Genomic DNA, 18,088 nt, shown 5'->3' with positions numbered 1-18,088 from the left:
ATGACCAAGCCCCTCTTTATCCCTGAGCAGATGCTCAGCGCGGCCCGCGCCGCCGGCTACCAGGACGCGCAGACCTGCCGCGACGAGGACAGCGTGCAGGCGCTGGTCGAGACCGCTTGGTCACAGGTCACGGGCGGACTCACGCCGCACGCCGCGCCGACCTATTACCGCGATTTTCAGCAGCAGTATGCCGCCGGCTGGTGCCGGTGGCTCGATCAACGGGAGGCTCGTCATGTTTGAGATTCCGATGTGGCTTGGCTGGATCATCCTGGGAACGATCGGCGGCGGGCTCACTGTCTCGTTTGCCGTCGCAACCGGGCGCTTTCTGCGCGACGTGGACGAGGCCCAATCGCGGGCGTTCCTGGAGTGGGAAGCCCAGAAGCGGCTGCGGGCGCAGCCAATCGAGGAGGACCAAGCCGCATGAGTAGCTTTGCCCTGCGCGTGCCGACTGCGCACGCTGGCCTTCAGATCCAACCGAACGGCCACTGCTTTATCGTCCTGCCGGCGCACGAGACGACGCTGCGCGACCTGATCAGCCGCAAGGTCCGGGCCGAGTGGCACAAGCTCGTCGGGACCGGCGCGTTCGCGTCGTCGCTCCTGGATCTGACGGGCCCACTGGATCGCGTCGAGACGATGGACGTGGCGGTCGTCGTGCAGCACGCGCTGGCGGCCTGGGAGCGCGGCGCGTTTCTGGTGCTGCTGGGGATGCAGCCGCTCGTCGATCTGGACGCGCCGCTCACGGTCACGCGCGAGTCGCGCATCCTGTTTGTCGTCGTGCCGCCGGAGCCGATCCAGGTGATCGCGCTGCGGCCTGAGCAGCTGCGGGCGGCGTAGTTATGAACCGCCCGACCCTCCTATCCTTCTACAGTGGCGGCGGGCTCGTCGAGGCGGGCCTGCGCGGCCTGGTCGAGCCGATCGGCGCGGTCGAGTACGATCCGGCGATTGCCGACGTATACCGCGCCAATCACGGCGACCATGTGTGCGTGGCGCGCGTCGAGGATCTCACGCCCGCCGCCTTCGACCGACCTGACATGCTCTGGCTCTCACCGCCCTGCCAGGAGCACAGCGCCGCCCGCAATAAGGCGCTCGGCAGCCGGGACGATGCCGACGCCGGGCTGGCGGTCCTGCCGTTTCTCCGCGCCTGGCAGCCGCCGTTCGTGTTCGTGGAGAATGTCGAAGGCTACAAGCGGGCGCGGAGCTTCAAGGCGATCATCCACACGTTGGCCGAGCTGGGCTACTGGTACGACGTGCAGGTGCTCAATGCCGCTGACTATGGTGTCCCGCAAACCCGCCGCCGGCTGATCGTCCGGGCCTGCCGGGATGGCATGATGCCGCAGCTACCCCAGCCGCAGCCCTGGATCGGGTGGTACGCGGCGATCGAGGATCTGATCCCGACACTACCCGAATCCGAGTTCGCTGAGTGGCAGCTCAAGCGCCTGCCTGAACAGTGGCGATCATTCATGCATCCCTACACCACAGCAGACGGCACCACGCCGCCGCGCCTGGACGATGAACCAGCTTTCACGATCACGTCAACCGTCGGCAAGAATATGCCCCGCGCCTTCCTGGTCGGCGGCGCGAACACCAGCGCCGCCCAAGCCGCGCCCGGCGTCGGAGTCTCCGACGCCGCCGAGCCTGCGCGCTGCGTGAATGCGAGTAATAGTTCGCACTGGCGGGCGTTCCTGGTGGATGGCAAGCCAGGGGATTCAGGCTCCTATGTTGCCGTACGCAACGACGGTGAGCCTGTGTTCACCGTCGTTGCGTCGTCAGGACATAAACAACCGATCCGCGCCTGGCTGGAGCAGGGCCGCGTCGTGAAGATGACTCCACGGGCATTAGGGCGGTTCATGACCTTACCTGATTGGTATCAACTGCCAGCGCAGAATAGCCTCGCCACCAAGATCATCGGCAACGGCGTGCCGTCGCGCTTTGCCCGGCAGATCGTCGCCGTGACCTGTGGCCTACCCCTGGGAGATCTCACATGACCGACACCTACACCTGCCTGATCTGCCGCCCGCTCCCCGACCGCTACGGCCCGCTGGATTTCCCGATCACGACGTTCGTCTGGTTCTGGGAGATCGATCGCTACCTCGTCGCCCCGCTGCCGACCTACCCCGACCAGGCCGCGCTGGCCGCGCACCTCCTGGCCGCGCATGGCATCGGCGCTGCGCTGGCGAAAGGGCGGCGGCTCCGGGATCGCTACCGGGCTGAGGCGTACGACCAGCTGCTCACGCTGCGAGGTGCGGGCGGGCACGAGCTGGCGCTGCTGCACCGGGAGGGCCTATCATACCGTAGAAGCATGGATACTTCGATCAGAACCCCGATTCGTGCATAACACAGACGGCGGAAGCTATGCTATACTCAAGGTGTCTAGGTAATCATGTATGTTTAGCGATCGGGCTGCTGTTCAGCAGGGTGCTTTGTTGCACCGTTACAACAAAACCTAATAAAAACACGCCGAGCAGGTCGCTAGTGATTGCCTAGACACCAATTGCAGCAGCTCGGCGTGTTTTTATATCTCGCATTTGCATGAATGTAAAAGATTGTTTTGCTTTCATGCAAACCTAGAGGCGTTATGAGTCAACCGAAAGAACGCCCGATTTTATTCTCTGGTCCGATGGTTCGGGCGATCCTGGCAGGAACCAAGGTGCAGACGCGGCGGGTTATTGCGCCGCAGCCAGAAGTCTGGAATGAGGAGCGCCTACATGGATCACCGCTCCTCTTCGCCTGGAAAGACAAGGTAAACACGCCTGCCAACATCGCCCCCTATTGCATGAAGCGATTTTGTCCATACGGTGAACCGGGCGATCGGCTGTGGGTACGGGAAACCTTCTGTATTGAGTCGAACTTCAATATCGACAGCGACTACCAGCCGCCATTTGATGATGGACGACCTGTGAAGTGGACAGAAAGCACAGAGTACGGCGACTATTGGCAGCAGTGCCACTACCGCGCCACCGATCCGACGCCTGAGCTGGTCGGTGAGGATGAGGACGATCCCGGCTGCCGTTGGCGTCCATCCATCCATATGCCGCGCTGGGCCAGCCGAATCACCCTGGAGATCACCGAGATTCGCGTGCAGCGCGTGCGCGACATTAGCGGCAAGGACGCACTGGCGGAAGGTGTGACCCTGCCGGAGATGGCAAACGGCCCCGCCGACCCGACCGCCGAATTTGCGGCGCTGTGGGACAGCATCAACGAGGCACGCGGCTACAGCTGGGCGAGTAATCCCTGGGTCTGGTGCATCTCCTTCAAGCGCATCGTCCAGGCCGAGCAGAGCACGGCGCAGCCAGCGCGGAAGGCGGCGTGATGACGAAAAAGGCGCGAAAAACACTCGACACGCTGCCGACGCTCTTTGCGCTCTCGGCTCGCGACGGCGATACCTGCCGCTACTGCGGTAAAGCGCTCTATTCACCACAGCTTGTGTCCGACATGCAGCGCTTTACAGGCGCGACGCATTGCGGCGAATCGTGGTGTACGCCTGAGCGTCACCCATCCTGCTACTACATCGATCCAGCCACAATCGACAAAACGAAAATCCCAACCATCGATCATGTTATCCCGCAATCAAAGGGCGGCACGCATGATTTATCAAACCTCGTTCTCGCCTGTCGCTCTTGCAATTCTCGCAAGGGCGCACGCATGACCGAAGGACTCAACGATGAACGATCATTTTAGCTTCCGCTGGGGAATACACGTCCTTGATAAACTCAAGTTCGTACCCGTGTATGATTTCCTGCTGGACAGCTACGCTGAACTCGGCATCTCACCCGCTGAGATGATGTTCATTATCCACCTGAGCCAGTTTCACTTTGAGAGCGAGCGCGGGCGCGCAACACCGAGCCTTGCCACGATCGGCAAGCGCATGGGCTATGCCGATGCGCAGATGCCGCGCCGCCTAGCAAAGAGCCTCAAGCAAAAGGGGATGCTTGAGGTGATCGATCACGGCAGCGAGGGAAAACCGAACGAGTACAATTTTGCTGGGTTCAGCCGCCGTGCCTGGGAGATCTGGCTCAGGAAGAACGATCAAGGGACTATACATTATGATACCCCTGTACAATCGTATAGCCCTATACAGAATGATACCCCCTCCCCTATACAGGAATATAGCCCCCCCCTATACGCCAGTATAGGCAAAGAAAAAGAAGAGAAGAATCAGAATCCAAAGAATCAGAGAGGGGGGAAACTAGCGCCGCTTGCAGCGGACGCCGCCCCCGCCCCGGTTGAAAAAAAGGCTGATGATGGGCAATCGAAGAAACGAGCGCCCAAACAGATCGACGCCGCACCCGTTGCCGATAACCTGCAATCTCCCAAGCCACCGAGCAAGGCCGCCAAGCATCAATCGCTGCTCGCGCAGTTCGACGCGACCGGCCAGCAGGCGATCAAGCTCTACCAGGCCGCGTTCGGGCGCTACCCCAACGAGATCCAGATGCGCGACATCGCCGAGAAGGTGCGCGATCTCGACCGCTGGCAGCAGGTGCTCGACGACTGGCAGTTGAACGGCTGGAACTGCGCCAGCGTGGGCAAGATGACCGCCCGCTACCAGAAGCCGATGGATCGCCCGAATCAGCGCACAGACACGCCCGGTCGTCGTCGGGGCGTGCTGAGCGGCGACGGCGACGCCGGGCCGAAGATCGACAAGTCGAAGCTGGCCTTCTTGCAACCGTCGGGAGGTGGCGCGCATGGCTGAGTGTGGATGCAACGGGACCGGCTGGCGTCTGTCGCCCGCTGGGATCGTCGCTTGTGATTGCGAGATTGCCCAGGAGCGCCAGCGGGTGCAGGTCCGATCCCGGCTGGCCGGGTTGGAGCAGGAGCTTGGCACGCTGGCCAGTTGCACGTTTGCGACGTTCGATCCTGATCGCCCGACGCAGGCCGTCGAGTGGTGTGGCGATACGTTCAGCCCGTACGAGCAGCGCGAGTCCCTGCGGTTTGCGTGGCGGCGGGCCAAAGCGTACGCCGATCAGCCGCTGGGCTGGCTGTACCTGTGCGGCCCCTACGGCAGCGGGAAGAGCCACCTGGCAGCGGCGACCGCGCATCGCCTGGCCGAGCGCGGCCATATGATCGCGTATGCCAGCACGCCGGATCTGCTCGACTTCATTCGCGCCGGCTACGACGACGGCACCGCGCACGAGCGGCTCGACACCCTGAAGCGCGTGCAGGTGCTGATCCTCGACGACATCGCTGCCGAGAACGCCACCGACTGGACCGAGGAAAAACTATTCGTGATCGTCAATGCCCGGATGCTGGCGCAGCGACCCACGATCTTTACGTCCAACGTGCGGATCGACGCGCTCAGCGGACGCATCGGCAGCCGGATCGCGGGCGCGGCCGAGGAACTGCTGGTCATCGCCGCCGACTACCGAAAGCGAGGCCGCTGATGGAGCGCACGCTACCGCATAACGAGACCGCCGAGCGCGCGACCATTGGCGCGATCCTCCTGGATCGTGAGGCCATTGTGCCGATTGAGGCGTGGCTGGCGGCTGAGCATTTCTACATCGAGAAACACGCCTGGATCTACGAGGCGCAGCAGGCGTGCTATCGCCGGCGCGTGCCGCCCGACCTGACGACCGTCGCCGACGAGCTGCGCCGCGCGGGGCGACTGGAGCAGCTGGGCGGCGTGCCGTTCCTGGTCGATCTGTCCAACTCGGTGCCGACCGCCTTTCATGTCGAGTACTACGCCCGGATCGTGGAGCGCACGGCGACGCTGCGGCGGCTCATTCGCGCCGGCGGCAAAATCGCCGCGCTGGGCTATGACGAATCCGGCGACGTTGATGCCACGATCGCAGAGGCAGAGGCCGAACTGCATAAGGTCAGCCAGAGTCGAAGCGCTGGCGGTTTCGTATCGGCAGCGCAGGCCGTGGACGAGTACTACACGTTCCTGGAAGCGGCGACGGCCAGCGGCGGGATCGGCGGGCTGCCGACCGGATTTATTGACTTCGATCGCCATACCGGCGGGCTGCATAAGTCGGATCTCTGGATCTTGGCCGCGCGGCCTGGTGTCGGTAAAAGCGCGTTTTCGATGGGGATTGGTTTCAATATCGCGATGCAGCTGCACCTCTCGGTCGGCGTGTTCGCGCTGGAGATGGGCCGGGAGCAGTTGATCCAGCGCCTGGTGGCGGGTGAGACCGGGATCGACGGGCAGCGCCTGCGCAACGGGCGCGTGACCCAGGACGAGCTGGCGCGGGTTATGGACGCGATGGCGCGGATCTCCGAGCTGCCGCTGTACATCGACGACACGCCCGGCGTGACCGTGCATGAAGTGCGCTCGAAGGCGATCCGCCTGCAAGCCGAGCATGGCTTAGATCTCCTAATCATTGACTATTTGCAACTGATGAGCGGCAGCGGTAAGAGCGAGAACCGCGTGCAGGAAGTCAGCCAGATCTCGAAGGGGTTGAAGCAGCTGGCGCGCGAACTGAATATCCCGATCATCGCGCTGTCGCAACTGTCGCGGGCGGTGGAAGGCCGCACGAGTCATGTTCCTATGCTTGCCGACCTCCGTGAGAGCGGGAGTCTGGAGCAGGACGCGGACGGTGTCATGTTTATCTACAGGCCAGAACTCTACGACAAAGATACCGATCTAAAAGGCATCGCCGAGATCCATATCGCAAAACATCGTCATGGTCCGCTCGGTGTGGTGCCGCTGTTCTTCGATACACGCACGACGCGATTCCAGAGCCTTGCGCCGTACGAAAGCGTGGAGGGTTTCTAATGGCCCGCCGAGCGACCCCACCCCGGCCCGTGCCCAGCACGCCGACGCCCGAGACGTTTGTGCGCGGCGCGCTGTCGCCGGATGATCCCTGGATTGCGTTGCAGCTCGTCTCCGCGATGGCCTGGCGACGGCGGGGCGATGCGGCGCGGGCGAAGTTATATCTCAGGCGCTGGAAGGCGCTCAAGCAGGCGATGGAGAGCTAAGATGATCGAACCTGTGTACACCGAGGCCAATCATACGGTCTATCACGGCGATATGTGCGCCATTGTGCCGCAGTTGGAGATGGTCGACCATTGCCTGACCGACCTGCCGTTTCATGAATACACCCACCGAGGCGCACGCACGCGCAGCGCGAACACCGGCACCGACCACGATGGCACGTCGGGCGTGCTGATCGACTTTGCCAGTATCGACGACCTGCAAGTGCGGATCTGTCTCGGTCTGATCGGGATGCAACTCAAGCGCTGGTTTGTGGCGAGCATGGACTGGCGGCACCTGCGCGACCTTGAGGAGATTCCGCCGATCGGTTTTCGCAAGTGGCTGCGGCATGGTAGCTGGCTCAAGACCGATCCCGCGCCGCAATTCACCGGTACGGAGCCCGGCACCGGCTGGGAGAGCATTTGTATCATGCACGCCGATCGCGGCGGTCATAAGCGCTGGAACGGCGGCGGACATCCGGCGACCTACATTGGTCCGACGGAGAAGCGCGGCCAGTATCGCACACAAAAACCAGAGTGGCTGATCGGCAAGTGGATCGTCCAATTTACCGATCCCGGCGACCTCGTGCTTGATCCGTTTTGCGGCGGCGGGACCGTGGCGGCGATGTGTAAGAAGCTCGGCAGGCGCTCGATCTCGATCGACCGTAGCCGCCGCGCGGTGGATCTCACGATTGCCCGGCTCCAGGCGACCTACGAAGCCCCGATCGTGCTGCCTGAGCCGAAGCGCCGACAAGATGTTCTTGATTTCGCCGCCTAGATTTTTACCCGCCTTTGATTGACAAGTATGCAAAAAAGTACTATGATATTTGCATGGATGTAAATCTCAAAACCTACACCACCGCCGAAGCCGCCGCGCACTATGGCATCCCGCGCGGCACGATCCAGCAGGCCGCGCGTCGCGGGCAGCTCGTAGGCACGCGACGCGGGTCGATCTGGTTCTTCACTGCCGCGCAGATCGAGGCATGGCGGCGACGGACGGCGCAATGGCGGGAGCAGCGAGGGAAAGCATGAGCAAGGGCATAATCTTTTGGGAGCCGTGGATCAAGTGTGGCGAATGTAACGATGCCGAACAACTCACCCACACCATGAACCAAACGCCCGCTGATTTCGCCCGTGAAATTGGCTGGAAATTGACGAAATTGCATGGCTGGCTCTGCCCTCGTTGCCAGAAAGGTCTTGGTAAGTGATTGCGCGTCTGCGCGCTGACCTTGCGGCGGTTTCTCCTCGTCCCGTCGCGAGGCAGCGCGGAGCAGCGCAGCCAGTACCCTAACTCCGTCCTGGCGGCTGTCTTCAGATTGAGGCGGATGCTATTCGATGTTCGTGTGCTGCCAAGACCGTCGCACGGGGTGCGCGACAGGCCCGAGATGAGGGGACCGGACGCCTTAGACGCAGCAGCAGAAAGGAGCGACACGGTGTAGTTGCCGAACCTGAGTATCGCTTTGAGTTTCACACCTGCGCGCGGGGCCGTCGCTCGGGGGAGAGATGGCCCCGCCGCAATGTAGTTGAGGATGCGTATGGAGCAGATTTCTGACGAGATGAAAGCCGTGATTCTTGGGATTACTGAGGGCGTGCCGGATGTCGAGCGCCGCCTGACGAACTGCGCGGTCGCGTGCCTGGGCGCGAAGACCGACGATCTCGGCGCGCTGCCGACCGGGAGCCTGGGGCGGCTGATCACGATGCTGGCGATCCACGGCCCCGAATCACCAGCCGTGCAGATGGAACTGCACGCCATGTCCACCGCGCTCCAGGCGACGAAGTTCGGCCATCCCCGGTACGGCGATATGCAGGCCGCCCGCGCGGCCGTCAACGCCGCACCGCCGCGCCACGAGCCGATGGTGTAGTGATGGGCTACACCGGGACCAAACACCGCTTCCCGCGCCGCCCGTGGACGCCTGACGAGGTGCAGCGCGTGGTCGATCTGCTCTCCGCTGGCTATGGCATGGATTACATCACGGCCACCGTGCAGCGCTCCTATAACGCGATCGTTTGCTATCTGCGACTCGTCCAGCCCGGCGGTGTCACGGCCATCCGCTCCGATCTGCTGGCCGTGCGCTCCCGCATTGCTGTCGCCCGGCTCTTTGGCGTCGCTGAAAACCGTGTCGATACCTGGATTCAGGCGGGCTGGCTGAAAGCCCGGCGCAACCGACGCACGCAGGGCCATCGCCGCACGAAGTACCTGATCACCGACGAGGCGATCCTGACGTTTCTGGAATGCCGCGACGCCTGGGTGATGTGGGAGGCCGACGATATTACCGATCCCGACTGGCGAGAGCACGCCCGCGAAATTCGCGCCGCTGCCGGCGGTCGCTGGGTTCGTACCAGTGAGATCCCGACCTACGCCGATCGCTTTCGGCACTACTCACGCAGTGGCGCTGGCAGCTGGGTCGATCGGGGCCTTCTGCCGTCTATCAAGATTCAGAACGTGCTGTATGTATGGAGTGCCGACCTTGACCGGTTCATCCCGCCCAGCCTGCGCCCGACCGCCAACGCACCGCTGGAGCCTGCACGATGATCAGCAGATCGTCCAGCTGGTGCGCGCCGGTCAAAGCGTGGCCCATGTCGCGCGGCAGTTCGACTGGTCAGAGTTGGCATTATCAGGCTATATTCGCCGTCGTTTTGGGAGCGTTGGCCGAGCAGATCGCGCCAAGCCCGACCGAGTACCTGGACACGCGGTTCTATCGCCGCTAAGGAGGATGTCATGATCCTGGTCCGTCAGAACGGCCCGTTTGAGCTGGAAGCAACGCCCGACGCCGCGCCGCAGCCTCGCCCGCTGGATCTGTCGCTCGTGGGGCAGCCGGTGCGCTTTTCCTCGCTGGCCGCGCCGTCGCTGGCCAGGCAGAACGGCACGATCAGCGCGGTGCTGGCCCGGCTCACGACGGGGGAGCATCTGGTCACGATCAAGTTTCATCCTCCGATCAAGCATGGCGGCATGGAGCGGCGCTATCTCGACTCGCCGACCGACGATCTGGTCTTTCTCGGCCAGGCGCGTGAGCAGGCGGCGTAGCGATGGAGATCCTGACGCTCGACGAGTACCGCCAGCAGCTCGCGCCACCGCCCCGCCGTCGCGACGATGAGCATGTGATCCAGCGCGAGTTCTTTCAATGGATCAACGAGGCGGCGATCGTCGAGTATCCGGTGCTGGGCCGCTTCTACGCGGTCCCGAACGGCGGGAAGCGTGATAAGGCGGTCGCGGCCAAGCTCAAGGCCGAGGGCGTGCAGGCGGGCGTGTTGGATACCAACCTGCCGTTCCCGGTCGCGCCCTATGTCGGGCTCTGGATCGAGTTCAAGACCGAGCGCGGGAGCCTCAGCAAAGAGCAGCGCGACTGGCGCGACTTTCTGCTGAGCGCGGGCCATCAGGTCCACATCGCGCGCTCCTGGCAGCAGGCGGCACGGCAGGCGCTGGAATATCTCAAGGCCGACGAGCGGACAATCTTACGGCTGACTGAGGGGATTTTGTAGCCATGTTTCTTATTGTTGTTTTTATCGTCGGCGTCCTGATCGGTAGCCGCCTGCGCGTTGGCTCCAAGAGCGTACTCTTTGGCGTTCACTGCTGGGCGATTCATCCGTGGTTTGTGGCGCTGGCCTGGTGGAAGTTGTACGGCTTCCCGTTTGACCCGCGCCTGTGGGTTGCGTTTCTCGTCCACGATCTTGGCTATTTTGGCAAGCCGAATATGGACGGCATCGAGGGACAGACACACCCCGAACTCGGTGGGCGGATTATGGCGCGGCTCTTCGGGCAGGAGTGGGGCGACTTCACCCGCCTGCACAGTCGCTACTATGCCCGTATCGAGGGCAAACCTGTATCAAAACTCTGCGCTGCCGACAAGCTTGCGACCAGCCTCACGCCTGCCTGGATCTATGTGCCGCTCGGCACGCTAACCGGCGAGATCGACGAATACATGGCGCTGCCGGGATCGGTCGAGGCCATGCGGACAGGTGAGCACGACGGCACGCGGCGCGGTTGGTTTCGCTGGATTCAATCACATTTTGTGCTGGCGGCGCAAGGTACAGCCAAGCTCGATCCGCCACTGCAAAGCCATAAATAGTAAAAGGAGCCCACAACCATGATCCGCATACGCATCCTCGCCGCCCTCGCCCTGCTCAGCCTCGCCCCCGCGCCGACGTACGCCGCCCACCTGGCCCCGCCCGTGTCGCGCCCGGTCGCGCGCATCGGGGATTGCACCGAGGACGAGATCCCCGCGATCGACGCCGCGCCCGTAGTCGGCGGCTGGCAGCCGGGCCGCGTGGCGCAGCTGGGCTGCTGGGTGAAGGAGTAGGGACTATGAAACACGCAACAAACGGACAAATGGCGGAGATCATGGGGTGGACGCTAGACGGCAGCATTTATTACACATCAGATGGTCATATTGTTGGTTTTTTCCCGATTGGATCGGGGTTCAAGTTTGAAGCGGAATGGAATCCCATTGCAAGGCTTGACCACGCCGCGCTTGTGGAGGCACGGCTAGACGAACTCGGATTGAAGATGCAATACATGCGGGCGCTGACAGAACTGCTCAAGGATGAACGCGGACGATCGAGTGCATGGGGGTTTGTAACCGCGAAAGCGCAAACCCGTTGTAATGCTGCTTTACAGGCGTTTGAAGCATCCAAAATTGCACAATCCTAACTCCTGATAATCGGGGTTATTTGTAGTGAGGAAGCGAACAAATGAGCAGAATTATTTACCAAACAGACAATTGGGGCAATGTAGGCGAGGATCATATTGAGTTTACTTGGCAAGGCGTCACGATGTTTCTTACGATCACCGATGAAATGATCAAGATCGTGGGCGCTCAGTTTCTTGATGTTGATCATAGCTCTGTCAACAGCGTTACTCTCCGGCCAAGTGCAGAGCCATCGCTACTGACGCCAGCAACGCCGCCGAAGAATATCAAGGGTCCATTCAAAAATAAACCGCCCAAAGGGTTTACTTAGGGACGGATCTAAGTGTCGATAATGCGACTTATTGGTCGTTGAGTAGGTGAATTATGGACAGAGATCTACTAATCCAGAAGTTCCACGCGCCGCACTACTGCCCACGCTGCAACACGACACAGATCGATCCTTCGTGGACATGGGGCGGCACAACGTGGCACCACAAGTGCCCGATCGACAATCCACAGAGCGGCTATGAACTGATGCGACCACTAGACGCGGTAGCATTGGCCCAGCGGTGCGCTGCCTTAGAACAGGAGCACAAATCACTAGGTGCTGCGCTTGTATGCCGACTCTGCGATCAGACCAAGCCGATCATGTTCATTTTCAAGCGGGAGAATGATCGGCTATCCCTATGCTCTGACTGCATCCGTGAAGATGAGCACCTTTCTGATCTGGTACTGAAACAGCTTAAGCCTACTCCCGCCGCGCCGTCGCCTCAATCACAATCGGACGCTGCGCCTCAATGAGCGCCGCCGCTGCCGCTGCTGCCGCCTCGCTGGCCTGCGCCTGCGCCGCTGTCGCGACCGATCGCGTCGTGTCGTGCGCGGCCTTGAGGTCGTCATGCTGCCGCTGAAGCGCTGCCAGCGCCTGCTGGACCTGTGTGAGCGGGTCGGCGCGGTCGATCGGCGTGTAGGTGGCCGTGCGGTTCTTGAGATCGGCTTTGACCAGATAGTGATCGAACTCACGCTGCACCGTGGTGCCGTCGATCACGACGAACGGGCCGCGCGGCTGGCCCAACTCCAGCTTGCACTCCGGCAGGATCGCGACCGTCGAGTAGCCCGCGCCCGGCGCGATGTAGCGAAAGCTGGCCGTCTCGCCGACGAACATACAGAACAGGGCGTAGGCGTACGCGCCGCTGTAGGCCGCTGTGCCGCGAAACGAGGCCATGACCGTCACGCCCGCCTGCACGTGGCGCTGCATCTCCAGCAGGTTGCGGATGATACTGGCCGGGACGATCGCCACGTCGTAATCGACCCAGCTATAGATCGCCGCCTCGTCGAGATAGCCATCGATACCTGCCGCCAGAAAGTCGTCTTTCGAGATTGCGCCGTTCTTGCCCTCGATCGCGTTGGGGAGGATGATCACATCGGGACCAAGGATCTCGCGCCCGCGCTTCAGGAACGCCGCCCACGCGGCGCGGTACGCGGCATCGTCGGTATACTCCGTGCAGCCGCCGTAGTCGCGCTTGATTTTATTGAGCGAGAGGTGGCAGTTGTCGATTTCAAACGACCGCGCGCCCAGGCGCTCGACATACTCGTTTTGTACCTTGGTCCAGAAATACTCCTGCCACTCTTTATTGCCGGGGTCCATATCGTAGAAATAATTCTTCGAGTCGCCATTGACCGCCGCCAGCCGCCGACCGTCCAGGCCATGCAGGAACCAGGCTTTATTCGGGTGAATCTCGCGCTGAAACTGGTCACGGCTGAAGATCACGCCGTTGGTCCAGGGCGTAGCGGTCGGGATCGCGGCGGTGATGGTGTTCTCGTCACGGAAGCTGGGCGAGCTTTCTGGCTCCGGGATGATGTAGAACTTGGGCCACGTCGGGCGGATCTGTCCGAGCGCGCGCAGTTTCGCCACGGTCGCATCGTCGTTGCCGCGCTGGAGCACGAGATGGCGGATCAGCTGATCCAGCTGGTCGGCGGGAATGTTCGTCGGCGCGGTCGAGAAGGTACAGAGCGGGAGCGGGTTCATATCGGTAGTCCTTTCGTGTACAATGGGCCGTAGCCCATTAGGAGGTTTGTGATGCGTGTTCTGTTGATCGTAGCAGCTGCTGTGCTGCTGCTATTCGCTGGTCTGTCCGCACCCGCGCGGGCATCGGACCCGCTGCCGCCGATCCTGCCGACCGTCGCGCCGCCAACGACACCCACACCCGGCCCGCCGCCGCCTGACGCCACGCCGCAGATCGTGCTGCCGCAGCCGCCCGATCCGACTGGCACCCTCCCAACCGACAGCCCGCCGCCGATCCGACCAACGCCGGGCGCGCCGATTTCATCGATCGGACGCCGCCCCGCCGTTCCGATTCGCGTTAGGTAACGATCAGGCGATAGTACACGGTCACGTAGATCGAGAGCGATCCCGGCGCGCCAGTCACCGCCAAATCAACATCAATTCGCGCCCGGTTTGAGGGTGCCGCGCTCACGCTGGGCGCGGCATCGTTTTGCGCCCAGGTCAAGCTGGCAGCACTTGTATTGAATTGATGCACGCTACTTGCAGCGTTGTACGCCGCGTTGACGCCCCGAATAGTAATCGTCCAGTAGTTTGACCCGTTGTTGGTTGTGGCGACAACATAGCCCGTTGTACAGCGCGCAACGTAGGGCGCATAATCCTGGCGAATATCACTGATCGGCACTGACGTTGCCACGGTGAGTCCAGTCACGCCACGTTGGGCGCTCAACTCGTGACAGGTCAGCCAGCGCGCCCCGTCGTAGAAGCACCACCAGCCGAGATCCGAGCGGTAGAAGCGCAGGCCGGTTGGCGGGCTGCTGGGAAACGCGGTGCCGCTGGCCTCGGTGGTGTTCGCGGCGGCGATACGCTCCACGCGCCGCTTGAGGTGTTCCAGGTCGCGGATCGTCGGCAGATCGTTCATTGCTCACCTCGCACAAACGCCTCGATCGTCTCCGTGCCGCCCGCCACCTCAATCTTTACCAGGTCGATCCGCGCATCGATCAGGTACGTATCCGCGCCGGCGGTCACGTAGTCGCCGTGCTTCCAGTGGACGCCGTAGCGCGTGTCGGGTGTTTCCTGCACCCGCCCGGAGATGCGCACGCGGGGGCGGGCGGCGCGCACGCGCGCCTGTCCCTCACTTGTGAGGATGGTTATGTCGGCGGTGTCGGTCTTTTCGACCAGGCGCTCGATGCGATTGAACGGACTGGCCCCGATGCGCTCCGTGTCGGCATACACGCCGATCGTCCGCGCCTCCCGGTCGCCCTGCCCGCCCACGATCGCGGCGGTCACTTCTTCGCTTTCGTCCTCGTCGATCTCGACGTCGGTCAGGTTGCCGAGATCGGGCGACAGAATCACCGGGCTGATGCCGCCGGGGAAGCGATGATCGTCGCCGCGCTGTTGCAGATAGGTTTGCAGGATCAGCCGCTCGTTGACCGCGACCACATCAAACGCGACGTACACGCCCGCCTGTGCGCTGGCGTCGGCGATCTCGCGGCAGACCTCCAGCACATTGTCGCGCGAGAACGCCTTGCTGACGGTCGCGCCCGCGCTGGCCACGGCGGCCAGATCCAGGTAGGCCGACAGGTTGACGCCCGTCGCCCCGCCACTCTCGGCGTCGCGCTCGGCGCTGTCGATCCCGTTGTGCAGGTTTTCATTGACCACCTCGACGATCAGCGCATCTGCCGCGCCGCTCTTCTCGGCAAAGCTGCTGCCCGCCGGGTAGGCCACGATCCGCCGGTCGAGCAGTGTCAGCAGCGAGAACGCGCGCACGATCAGCCGCCGCTCGCCGCTACGCATGATCTTTCGCCGTGGGTGCCGGATCAGCCACACACCCTCCAGCTGCGCCGGGCGACCGTCCACGCTCCGCCACACGGCGATCCGCCCGTCGGTGCGGAAGAGTGCGCGCGGGATTGTGCCGGGCAACTCCAGGGTTAGCTCGGTGATCGTGTTCGTCGCCAGCGTGTAGGACAGGCTGAGGAAAGCCGACAGATCGGCCTCCAGGCGCACGCCGAACGGATCGGCCAGGATCAGTTCATACGTGGCGGCCATTAGCTTGCCACCCGATCATCGGCGCTCCAGGCGCGCGGGCGATAGACCAGCGTCACCTCCGGGCCGGGCTCGGCAAAGAAGGCCACATTGTTTATACCGGGCTGGAGCCGCCACGTCGCATAGCGCGAGCCGGGCAACACGCTGCTGATCACGTTGCCGCGCACGCTCGACGTGATGCCGCGCGAACCGGGCCGCAGATCGATCGTCAGCGTCTCGCCGGGCACCAGCACCAGATTGAAGTAGATCGCGTCGCCGGTCGTCGTGTTGGCGAGTTCGTACACGCGGATCTGAAACGCCGTCGTATTGCGGACGGTCACGACCGGGTACGCCGTGGCCGAGCCGGGGTTATTGATCACGGCGACGCTGGCGGCATTGCCGTCGGCACCCGTAAAGTCGCCGCCCACGTACAGCTCGCCGGTGGGTGCTGCCAGCACGGCCCGGATCACGTTGGAGGTCGGCAGATCCACATCCAGCGGCAGCCAGATCGAGGTGTTGTATTGCGCGATGCGATCCAGGATCGAGAGCGGCCCGGCGTTCGTGAAGCTGCCCGCCGCGAACAGGAGGCCACTCGCGTCCACGTCCAGCGCCAGCACGCCGCGCGTGCCGACCGCCGCCCCGCCCGTGCCGACGCCAGTTTGCAGGCTCGACCACGCGACGCCATTCCAGGCGGCGATGTTCGGCGCGGCCACGATCCCGGCTGAGCCAAAGAAGCCGCCGGCGTACAAGATGCCGTTGGGCCCGACCGTGAGCGCCCGTACATCGGCATTACTCATGCCCTGCGCCAGCGTGCCCCAGCCGCCATTCCACGCGGCGATCCCGCGCGCCGTGGTGCCCGCCGCTGCGGTAAATGCCCCGCCCGCGATCAGCGTGCCGCTGGGTAGCGAGGTGAGCGCCCGTACGTCGGCCTGATTGAAGGTGCCGCCAGTCAGTGTGCCCCAGCCGCTACTCGTCCACATCGCGATCCCAAACGCGCGGGTGCCTGCCGCCTGCGTGAACGCGCCGCCGACGTAGAGCGTGCCGGATGGCGCATAGTGCAGCGCCACCACATCCGAAGGATCAGGGGAGAGCGTACCGGGGCCGAGGGTGCCAAACGCGCCATTCCAGGCCGCCACCGAGAGCGCCCGCGTGCCGCCCGCCGTCTGAAAGTTGCCGCCGACGTAGAGCGTGCCGCTGGCGGTAGTTTCGAGTGTCGCCACGTTGCCGTTGACCGTTCCGCCCGTGAGCGTGCCCCAGCGCTCGGTGAGCGGATGCCAGAGCGCCAACCGCTGCGCGACGGTGCCGCCCGCGCTATTGAACGCCCCGCCGACGACCAGCGTACCATTCAGCCAGGCCAGCGCATACACGCTGTTATTGATTGTGCCGCCGCCGAGCGTGCCCCACTGGCCGCTTGTGTCGCGCCGGATGATGTAGTTGGGATTGCTGAGCGTGCCCTGCGCCAGTAGTGCCGTGCCGTACTCGACGGTCGTCTGCCAGTAGGGATCGAACGCCACAAACCGCATACCCGCCGTTTCCGAGAAGCCCGCGCGGCTTTCCAGGCTCAAGCCGCCATCATAGTAGGCGTCGATCTGAAGCGTGCCGCCCGCGCCGCTATACCAGAAGCGCGTCGGCTGCTTGGTCGGCGTGAGATCGGGCTTGATGGCGTCGATGATCGCGGCGCGGATCGCGTGCAGGCCGGGGTAGCTCGTGCCGCTCATCAGGGAGGCGATCGTAAAGGCGCGCGGTTGGGCGAACGTATTTTGATACAGTGCGCCGTCTTGCAGCCCGTACTGCTGCGCGATGTTCTGCACGTCGGCCATGCCGATGCCGGGCGACTCCAGCACGATCGCGCCGAGGTCATTCAGCGCCACGATCGAGCCGCCCGATCGCACGGTGCCGGGCCGAAAGCTCGTCGATTGGTGCGGGTTGCCGTCCCAGCGGCAGCCGGGCTGATCGCCGTCGATCGGGGTTGTCACCGAGCCGACTTCCGCCTGTACTGCATCGATGTAGATCGTGCCGGTGCTGGCCGCGCCGGCCCCGTTTGCTTTCCGCACAATAATGCGTCGGTTCTGGCTACTGTTCTCGGTGTAGCTCCCCACGTACCTATGCCACGTCCCGCCGCCTTGGAAAACTACGCTCCCAGCCAGTGCATTGGAGGTATTCGCCACGGCCAGCATATACTCGACACCCACCGAGCCGCGTACATAGGCACTGTAGCTGTAGGCCGTGCCGTTCTGCGCGGCAAACGTGCCGACGTAGGCACCGCTAGTGCCGTTGCTGTTCGGCACCACAAACAGGCTATAGGCTCCAGCAGCTTGATAATCGCTGGCACTCCCAAGTGTCGCGGATTGAATCGCGCCCGCGCCGATCGTGCCGCGTTCAAAGGATGGGTTAAGTGTAAGGTTGCGCTTCTCGCTGGGCAGGATAAGAGACCAGTACCCCATAGACACCTGCACACAAAAAGGCGGCGGCCTCGCTCCCCACATTGGAGAGAAAGACCGCCGCCGAAAGTCCGATGGCTTTAGATTGTTGC

General features: G+C 63.1%; 26 protein-coding genes. 22 read left to right on the top strand and 4 right to left on the bottom strand.

Annotated elements, in window-relative coordinates; all coding sequences use genetic code 11:
* The 21 genes from VFZ66_29745 to VFZ66_29645 all read left to right on the top strand — a co-directional run bounded on the left by VFZ66_29745 (position 1) and on the right by VFZ66_29645 (position 11,862).
* Positions 1–240, top strand: a complete 240-nt coding sequence (locus tag VFZ66_29745) for a hypothetical protein (protein HEX6293402.1) — start codon at positions 1–3, stop codon at positions 238–240.
* Positions 233–424 carry a hypothetical protein gene (locus VFZ66_29740; protein HEX6293401.1) on the top strand — a complete coding sequence of 64 codons (192 nt, stop codon included), beginning with the start codon at positions 233–235 and terminating at the stop codon, positions 422–424. The genes VFZ66_29745 and VFZ66_29740 overlap by 8 nt, the downstream gene beginning before the upstream one ends.
* Positions 421–834 carry a hypothetical protein gene (locus VFZ66_29735; protein HEX6293400.1) on the top strand — a complete coding sequence of 138 codons (414 nt, stop codon included), beginning with the start codon at positions 421–423 and terminating at the stop codon, positions 832–834. The genes VFZ66_29740 and VFZ66_29735 overlap by 4 nt, the downstream gene beginning before the upstream one ends.
* Before the next feature lie 2 nt (positions 835–836).
* Positions 837–1,985 carry a DNA (cytosine-5-)-methyltransferase gene (dcm, locus tag VFZ66_29730; protein HEX6293399.1) on the top strand — a complete coding sequence of 383 codons (1,149 nt, stop codon included), beginning with the start codon at positions 837–839 and terminating at the stop codon, positions 1,983–1,985.
* Positions 1,982–2,335: a hypothetical protein gene (locus VFZ66_29725; protein HEX6293398.1), complete on the top strand. Its 354-nt coding sequence runs from the start codon at positions 1,982–1,984 to the stop codon at positions 2,333–2,335. The genes dcm and VFZ66_29725 overlap by 4 nt, the downstream gene beginning before the upstream one ends.
* Before the next feature lie 240 nt (positions 2,336–2,575).
* Positions 2,576–3,310, top strand: a complete 735-nt coding sequence (locus VFZ66_29720) for a hypothetical protein (GenBank protein HEX6293397.1) — start codon at positions 2,576–2,578, stop codon at positions 3,308–3,310.
* On the top strand, positions 3,310–3,678 hold the full coding sequence (locus tag VFZ66_29715) for an HNH endonuclease (protein ID HEX6293396.1): 369 nt from the start codon (positions 3,310–3,312) through the stop codon (positions 3,676–3,678). The genes VFZ66_29720 and VFZ66_29715 overlap by 1 nt, the downstream gene beginning before the upstream one ends.
* Positions 3,662–4,690 (top strand): hypothetical protein, encoded by a 1,029-nt coding sequence (locus VFZ66_29710; GenBank protein HEX6293395.1) that lies wholly within the window; start codon positions 3,662–3,664, stop codon positions 4,688–4,690. The genes VFZ66_29715 and VFZ66_29710 overlap by 17 nt, the downstream gene beginning before the upstream one ends.
* A complete protein-coding gene (locus VFZ66_29705; protein ID HEX6293394.1) occupies positions 4,683–5,378 on the top strand; it encodes an ATP-binding protein in 696 nt (231 codons plus the stop codon). Before VFZ66_29710 ends, VFZ66_29705 begins: the two co-directional genes overlap by 8 nt.
* Positions 5,378–6,709, top strand: coding sequence for a replicative DNA helicase (gene dnaB, locus VFZ66_29700; protein ID HEX6293393.1), 1,332 nt, complete (start codon positions 5,378–5,380; stop codon positions 6,707–6,709). The genes VFZ66_29705 and dnaB overlap by 1 nt, the downstream gene beginning before the upstream one ends.
* Positions 6,709–6,912, top strand: coding sequence for a hypothetical protein (locus VFZ66_29695; protein ID HEX6293392.1), 204 nt, complete (start codon positions 6,709–6,711; stop codon positions 6,910–6,912). Before dnaB ends, VFZ66_29695 begins: the two co-directional genes overlap by 1 nt.
* Position 6,913: 1 nt before the next feature.
* A complete protein-coding gene (locus VFZ66_29690) occupies positions 6,914–7,684 on the top strand; it encodes a DNA methyltransferase (protein HEX6293391.1) in 771 nt (256 codons plus the stop codon).
* A gap of 53 nt (positions 7,685–7,737) precedes the next feature.
* Complete coding sequence (locus VFZ66_29685) at positions 7,738–7,938, top strand: helix-turn-helix domain-containing protein (protein HEX6293390.1); 201 nt, start codon at positions 7,738–7,740, stop codon at positions 7,936–7,938.
* A gap of 503 nt (positions 7,939–8,441) precedes the next feature.
* Complete coding sequence (locus VFZ66_29680) at positions 8,442–8,768, top strand: hypothetical protein (protein ID HEX6293389.1); 327 nt, start codon at positions 8,442–8,444, stop codon at positions 8,766–8,768.
* 2 nt (positions 8,769–8,770) lie between these two features.
* A complete protein-coding gene (locus VFZ66_29675) occupies positions 8,771–9,439 on the top strand; it encodes a hypothetical protein (protein ID HEX6293388.1) in 669 nt (222 codons plus the stop codon).
* A 186-nt stretch (positions 9,440–9,625) separates the two neighbouring features.
* A complete protein-coding gene (locus VFZ66_29670) occupies positions 9,626–9,931 on the top strand; it encodes a hypothetical protein (GenBank protein HEX6293387.1) in 306 nt (101 codons plus the stop codon).
* A gap of 2 nt (positions 9,932–9,933) precedes the next feature.
* On the top strand, positions 9,934–10,386 hold the full coding sequence (locus VFZ66_29665) for a VRR-NUC domain-containing protein (protein ID HEX6293386.1): 453 nt from the start codon (positions 9,934–9,936) through the stop codon (positions 10,384–10,386).
* Between the two features lie 2 nt (positions 10,387–10,388).
* Positions 10,389–10,973: a hypothetical protein gene (locus tag VFZ66_29660; GenBank protein ID HEX6293385.1), complete on the top strand. Its 585-nt coding sequence runs from the start codon at positions 10,389–10,391 to the stop codon at positions 10,971–10,973.
* A gap of 18 nt (positions 10,974–10,991) precedes the next feature.
* A complete protein-coding gene (locus VFZ66_29655; protein ID HEX6293384.1) occupies positions 10,992–11,204 on the top strand; it encodes a hypothetical protein in 213 nt (70 codons plus the stop codon).
* A gap of 5 nt (positions 11,205–11,209) precedes the next feature.
* Positions 11,210–11,554, top strand: a complete 345-nt coding sequence (locus VFZ66_29650; protein HEX6293383.1) for a hypothetical protein — start codon at positions 11,210–11,212, stop codon at positions 11,552–11,554.
* A gap of 41 nt (positions 11,555–11,595) precedes the next feature.
* Positions 11,596–11,862 carry a hypothetical protein gene (locus VFZ66_29645; GenBank protein ID HEX6293382.1) on the top strand — a complete coding sequence of 89 codons (267 nt, stop codon included), beginning with the start codon at positions 11,596–11,598 and terminating at the stop codon, positions 11,860–11,862.
* A 417-nt stretch (positions 11,863–12,279) separates the two neighbouring features.
* On the opposite strand, the gene VFZ66_29640 is transcribed toward VFZ66_29645, so the two are convergent.
* A complete protein-coding gene (locus tag VFZ66_29640) occupies positions 12,280–13,557 on the bottom strand; it encodes a putative glycoside hydrolase (protein ID HEX6293381.1) in 1,278 nt (425 codons plus the stop codon).
* Between the two features lie 51 nt (positions 13,558–13,608).
* On the opposite strand from VFZ66_29640, the gene VFZ66_29635 reads away from it, so the two are divergent.
* Positions 13,609–13,899 carry a hypothetical protein gene (locus VFZ66_29635; protein HEX6293380.1) on the top strand — a complete coding sequence of 97 codons (291 nt, stop codon included), beginning with the start codon at positions 13,609–13,611 and terminating at the stop codon, positions 13,897–13,899.
* Here VFZ66_29635 and VFZ66_29630 read toward each other — a convergent pair.
* From VFZ66_29630 to VFZ66_29620, 3 genes are read right to left on the bottom strand one after another with little or no spacing between them, the layout of a single operon-like run.
* On the bottom strand, positions 13,892–14,452 hold the full coding sequence (locus VFZ66_29630) for a hypothetical protein (protein ID HEX6293379.1): 561 nt from the start codon (positions 14,450–14,452) through the stop codon (positions 13,892–13,894). The genes VFZ66_29635 and VFZ66_29630 overlap by 8 nt on opposite strands.
* Positions 14,449–15,579, bottom strand: coding sequence for a hypothetical protein (locus VFZ66_29625; GenBank protein ID HEX6293378.1), 1,131 nt, complete (start codon positions 15,577–15,579; stop codon positions 14,449–14,451). The genes VFZ66_29630 and VFZ66_29625 overlap by 4 nt, the downstream gene beginning before the upstream one ends.
* A complete protein-coding gene (locus VFZ66_29620) occupies positions 15,579–17,999 on the bottom strand; it encodes a hypothetical protein (GenBank protein HEX6293377.1) in 2,421 nt (806 codons plus the stop codon). Before VFZ66_29620 ends, VFZ66_29625 begins: the two co-directional genes overlap by 1 nt.
* Between the last annotated feature and the right edge of the window lie 89 nt (positions 18,000–18,088).

Source organism: Herpetosiphonaceae bacterium (assembly GCA_036374795.1).
Lineage (GTDB): Bacteria > Chloroflexota > Chloroflexia > Chloroflexales > Kallotenuaceae > LB3-1.
The sequence above is the reverse complement of the archived record's forward strand: the minus strand, read 5'-3'. Positions and strand labels throughout refer to the sequence as shown.

Coding starts and splice junctions, on each gene's coding strand:
- VFZ66_29650 (HEX6293383.1), top strand. CDS start 11,210: ATGAAACACGCAACAAACGGACAAATGGCGGAGATCATGGGGTGGACG.
- VFZ66_29720 (HEX6293397.1), top strand. CDS start 2,576: ATGAGTCAACCGAAAGAACGCCCGATTTTATTCTCTGGTCCGATGGTT.
- VFZ66_29740 (HEX6293401.1), top strand. CDS start 233: ATGTTTGAGATTCCGATGTGGCTTGGCTGGATCATCCTGGGAACGATC.
- VFZ66_29625 (HEX6293378.1), bottom strand. CDS start 15,579: ATGGCCGCCACGTATGAACTGATCCTGGCCGATCCGTTCGGCGTGCGC.
- VFZ66_29710 (HEX6293395.1), top strand. CDS start 3,662: ATGAACGATCATTTTAGCTTCCGCTGGGGAATACACGTCCTTGATAAA.
- VFZ66_29670 (HEX6293387.1), top strand. CDS start 9,626: ATGATCCTGGTCCGTCAGAACGGCCCGTTTGAGCTGGAAGCAACGCCC.
- VFZ66_29745 (HEX6293402.1), top strand. CDS start 1: ATGACCAAGCCCCTCTTTATCCCTGAGCAGATGCTCAGCGCGGCCCGC.
- VFZ66_29640 (HEX6293381.1), bottom strand. CDS start 13,557: ATGAACCCGCTCCCGCTCTGTACCTTCTCGACCGCGCCGACGAACATT.
- dnaB (HEX6293393.1), top strand. CDS start 5,378: ATGGAGCGCACGCTACCGCATAACGAGACCGCCGAGCGCGCGACCATT.
- VFZ66_29630 (HEX6293379.1), bottom strand. CDS start 14,452: ATGAACGATCTGCCGACGATCCGCGACCTGGAACACCTCAAGCGGCGC.
- VFZ66_29735 (HEX6293400.1), top strand. CDS start 421: ATGAGTAGCTTTGCCCTGCGCGTGCCGACTGCGCACGCTGGCCTTCAG.
- VFZ66_29645 (HEX6293382.1), top strand. CDS start 11,596: ATGAGCAGAATTATTTACCAAACAGACAATTGGGGCAATGTAGGCGAG.
- VFZ66_29675 (HEX6293388.1), top strand. CDS start 8,771: ATGGGCTACACCGGGACCAAACACCGCTTCCCGCGCCGCCCGTGGACG.
- VFZ66_29620 (HEX6293377.1), bottom strand. CDS start 17,999: ATGGGGTACTGGTCTCTTATCCTGCCCAGCGAGAAGCGCAACCTTACA.
- VFZ66_29690 (HEX6293391.1), top strand. CDS start 6,914: ATGATCGAACCTGTGTACACCGAGGCCAATCATACGGTCTATCACGGC.
- VFZ66_29685 (HEX6293390.1), top strand. CDS start 7,738: ATGGATGTAAATCTCAAAACCTACACCACCGCCGAAGCCGCCGCGCAC.
- VFZ66_29680 (HEX6293389.1), top strand. CDS start 8,442: ATGGAGCAGATTTCTGACGAGATGAAAGCCGTGATTCTTGGGATTACT.
- VFZ66_29705 (HEX6293394.1), top strand. CDS start 4,683: ATGGCTGAGTGTGGATGCAACGGGACCGGCTGGCGTCTGTCGCCCGCT.
- VFZ66_29695 (HEX6293392.1), top strand. CDS start 6,709: ATGGCCCGCCGAGCGACCCCACCCCGGCCCGTGCCCAGCACGCCGACG.
- VFZ66_29715 (HEX6293396.1), top strand. CDS start 3,310: ATGACGAAAAAGGCGCGAAAAACACTCGACACGCTGCCGACGCTCTTT.
- VFZ66_29635 (HEX6293380.1), top strand. CDS start 13,609: ATGCGTGTTCTGTTGATCGTAGCAGCTGCTGTGCTGCTGCTATTCGCT.
- VFZ66_29725 (HEX6293398.1), top strand. CDS start 1,982: ATGACCGACACCTACACCTGCCTGATCTGCCGCCCGCTCCCCGACCGC.
- VFZ66_29665 (HEX6293386.1), top strand. CDS start 9,934: ATGGAGATCCTGACGCTCGACGAGTACCGCCAGCAGCTCGCGCCACCG.
- VFZ66_29655 (HEX6293384.1), top strand. CDS start 10,992: ATGATCCGCATACGCATCCTCGCCGCCCTCGCCCTGCTCAGCCTCGCC.
- VFZ66_29660 (HEX6293385.1), top strand. CDS start 10,389: ATGTTTCTTATTGTTGTTTTTATCGTCGGCGTCCTGATCGGTAGCCGC.
- dcm (HEX6293399.1), top strand. CDS start 837: ATGAACCGCCCGACCCTCCTATCCTTCTACAGTGGCGGCGGGCTCGTC.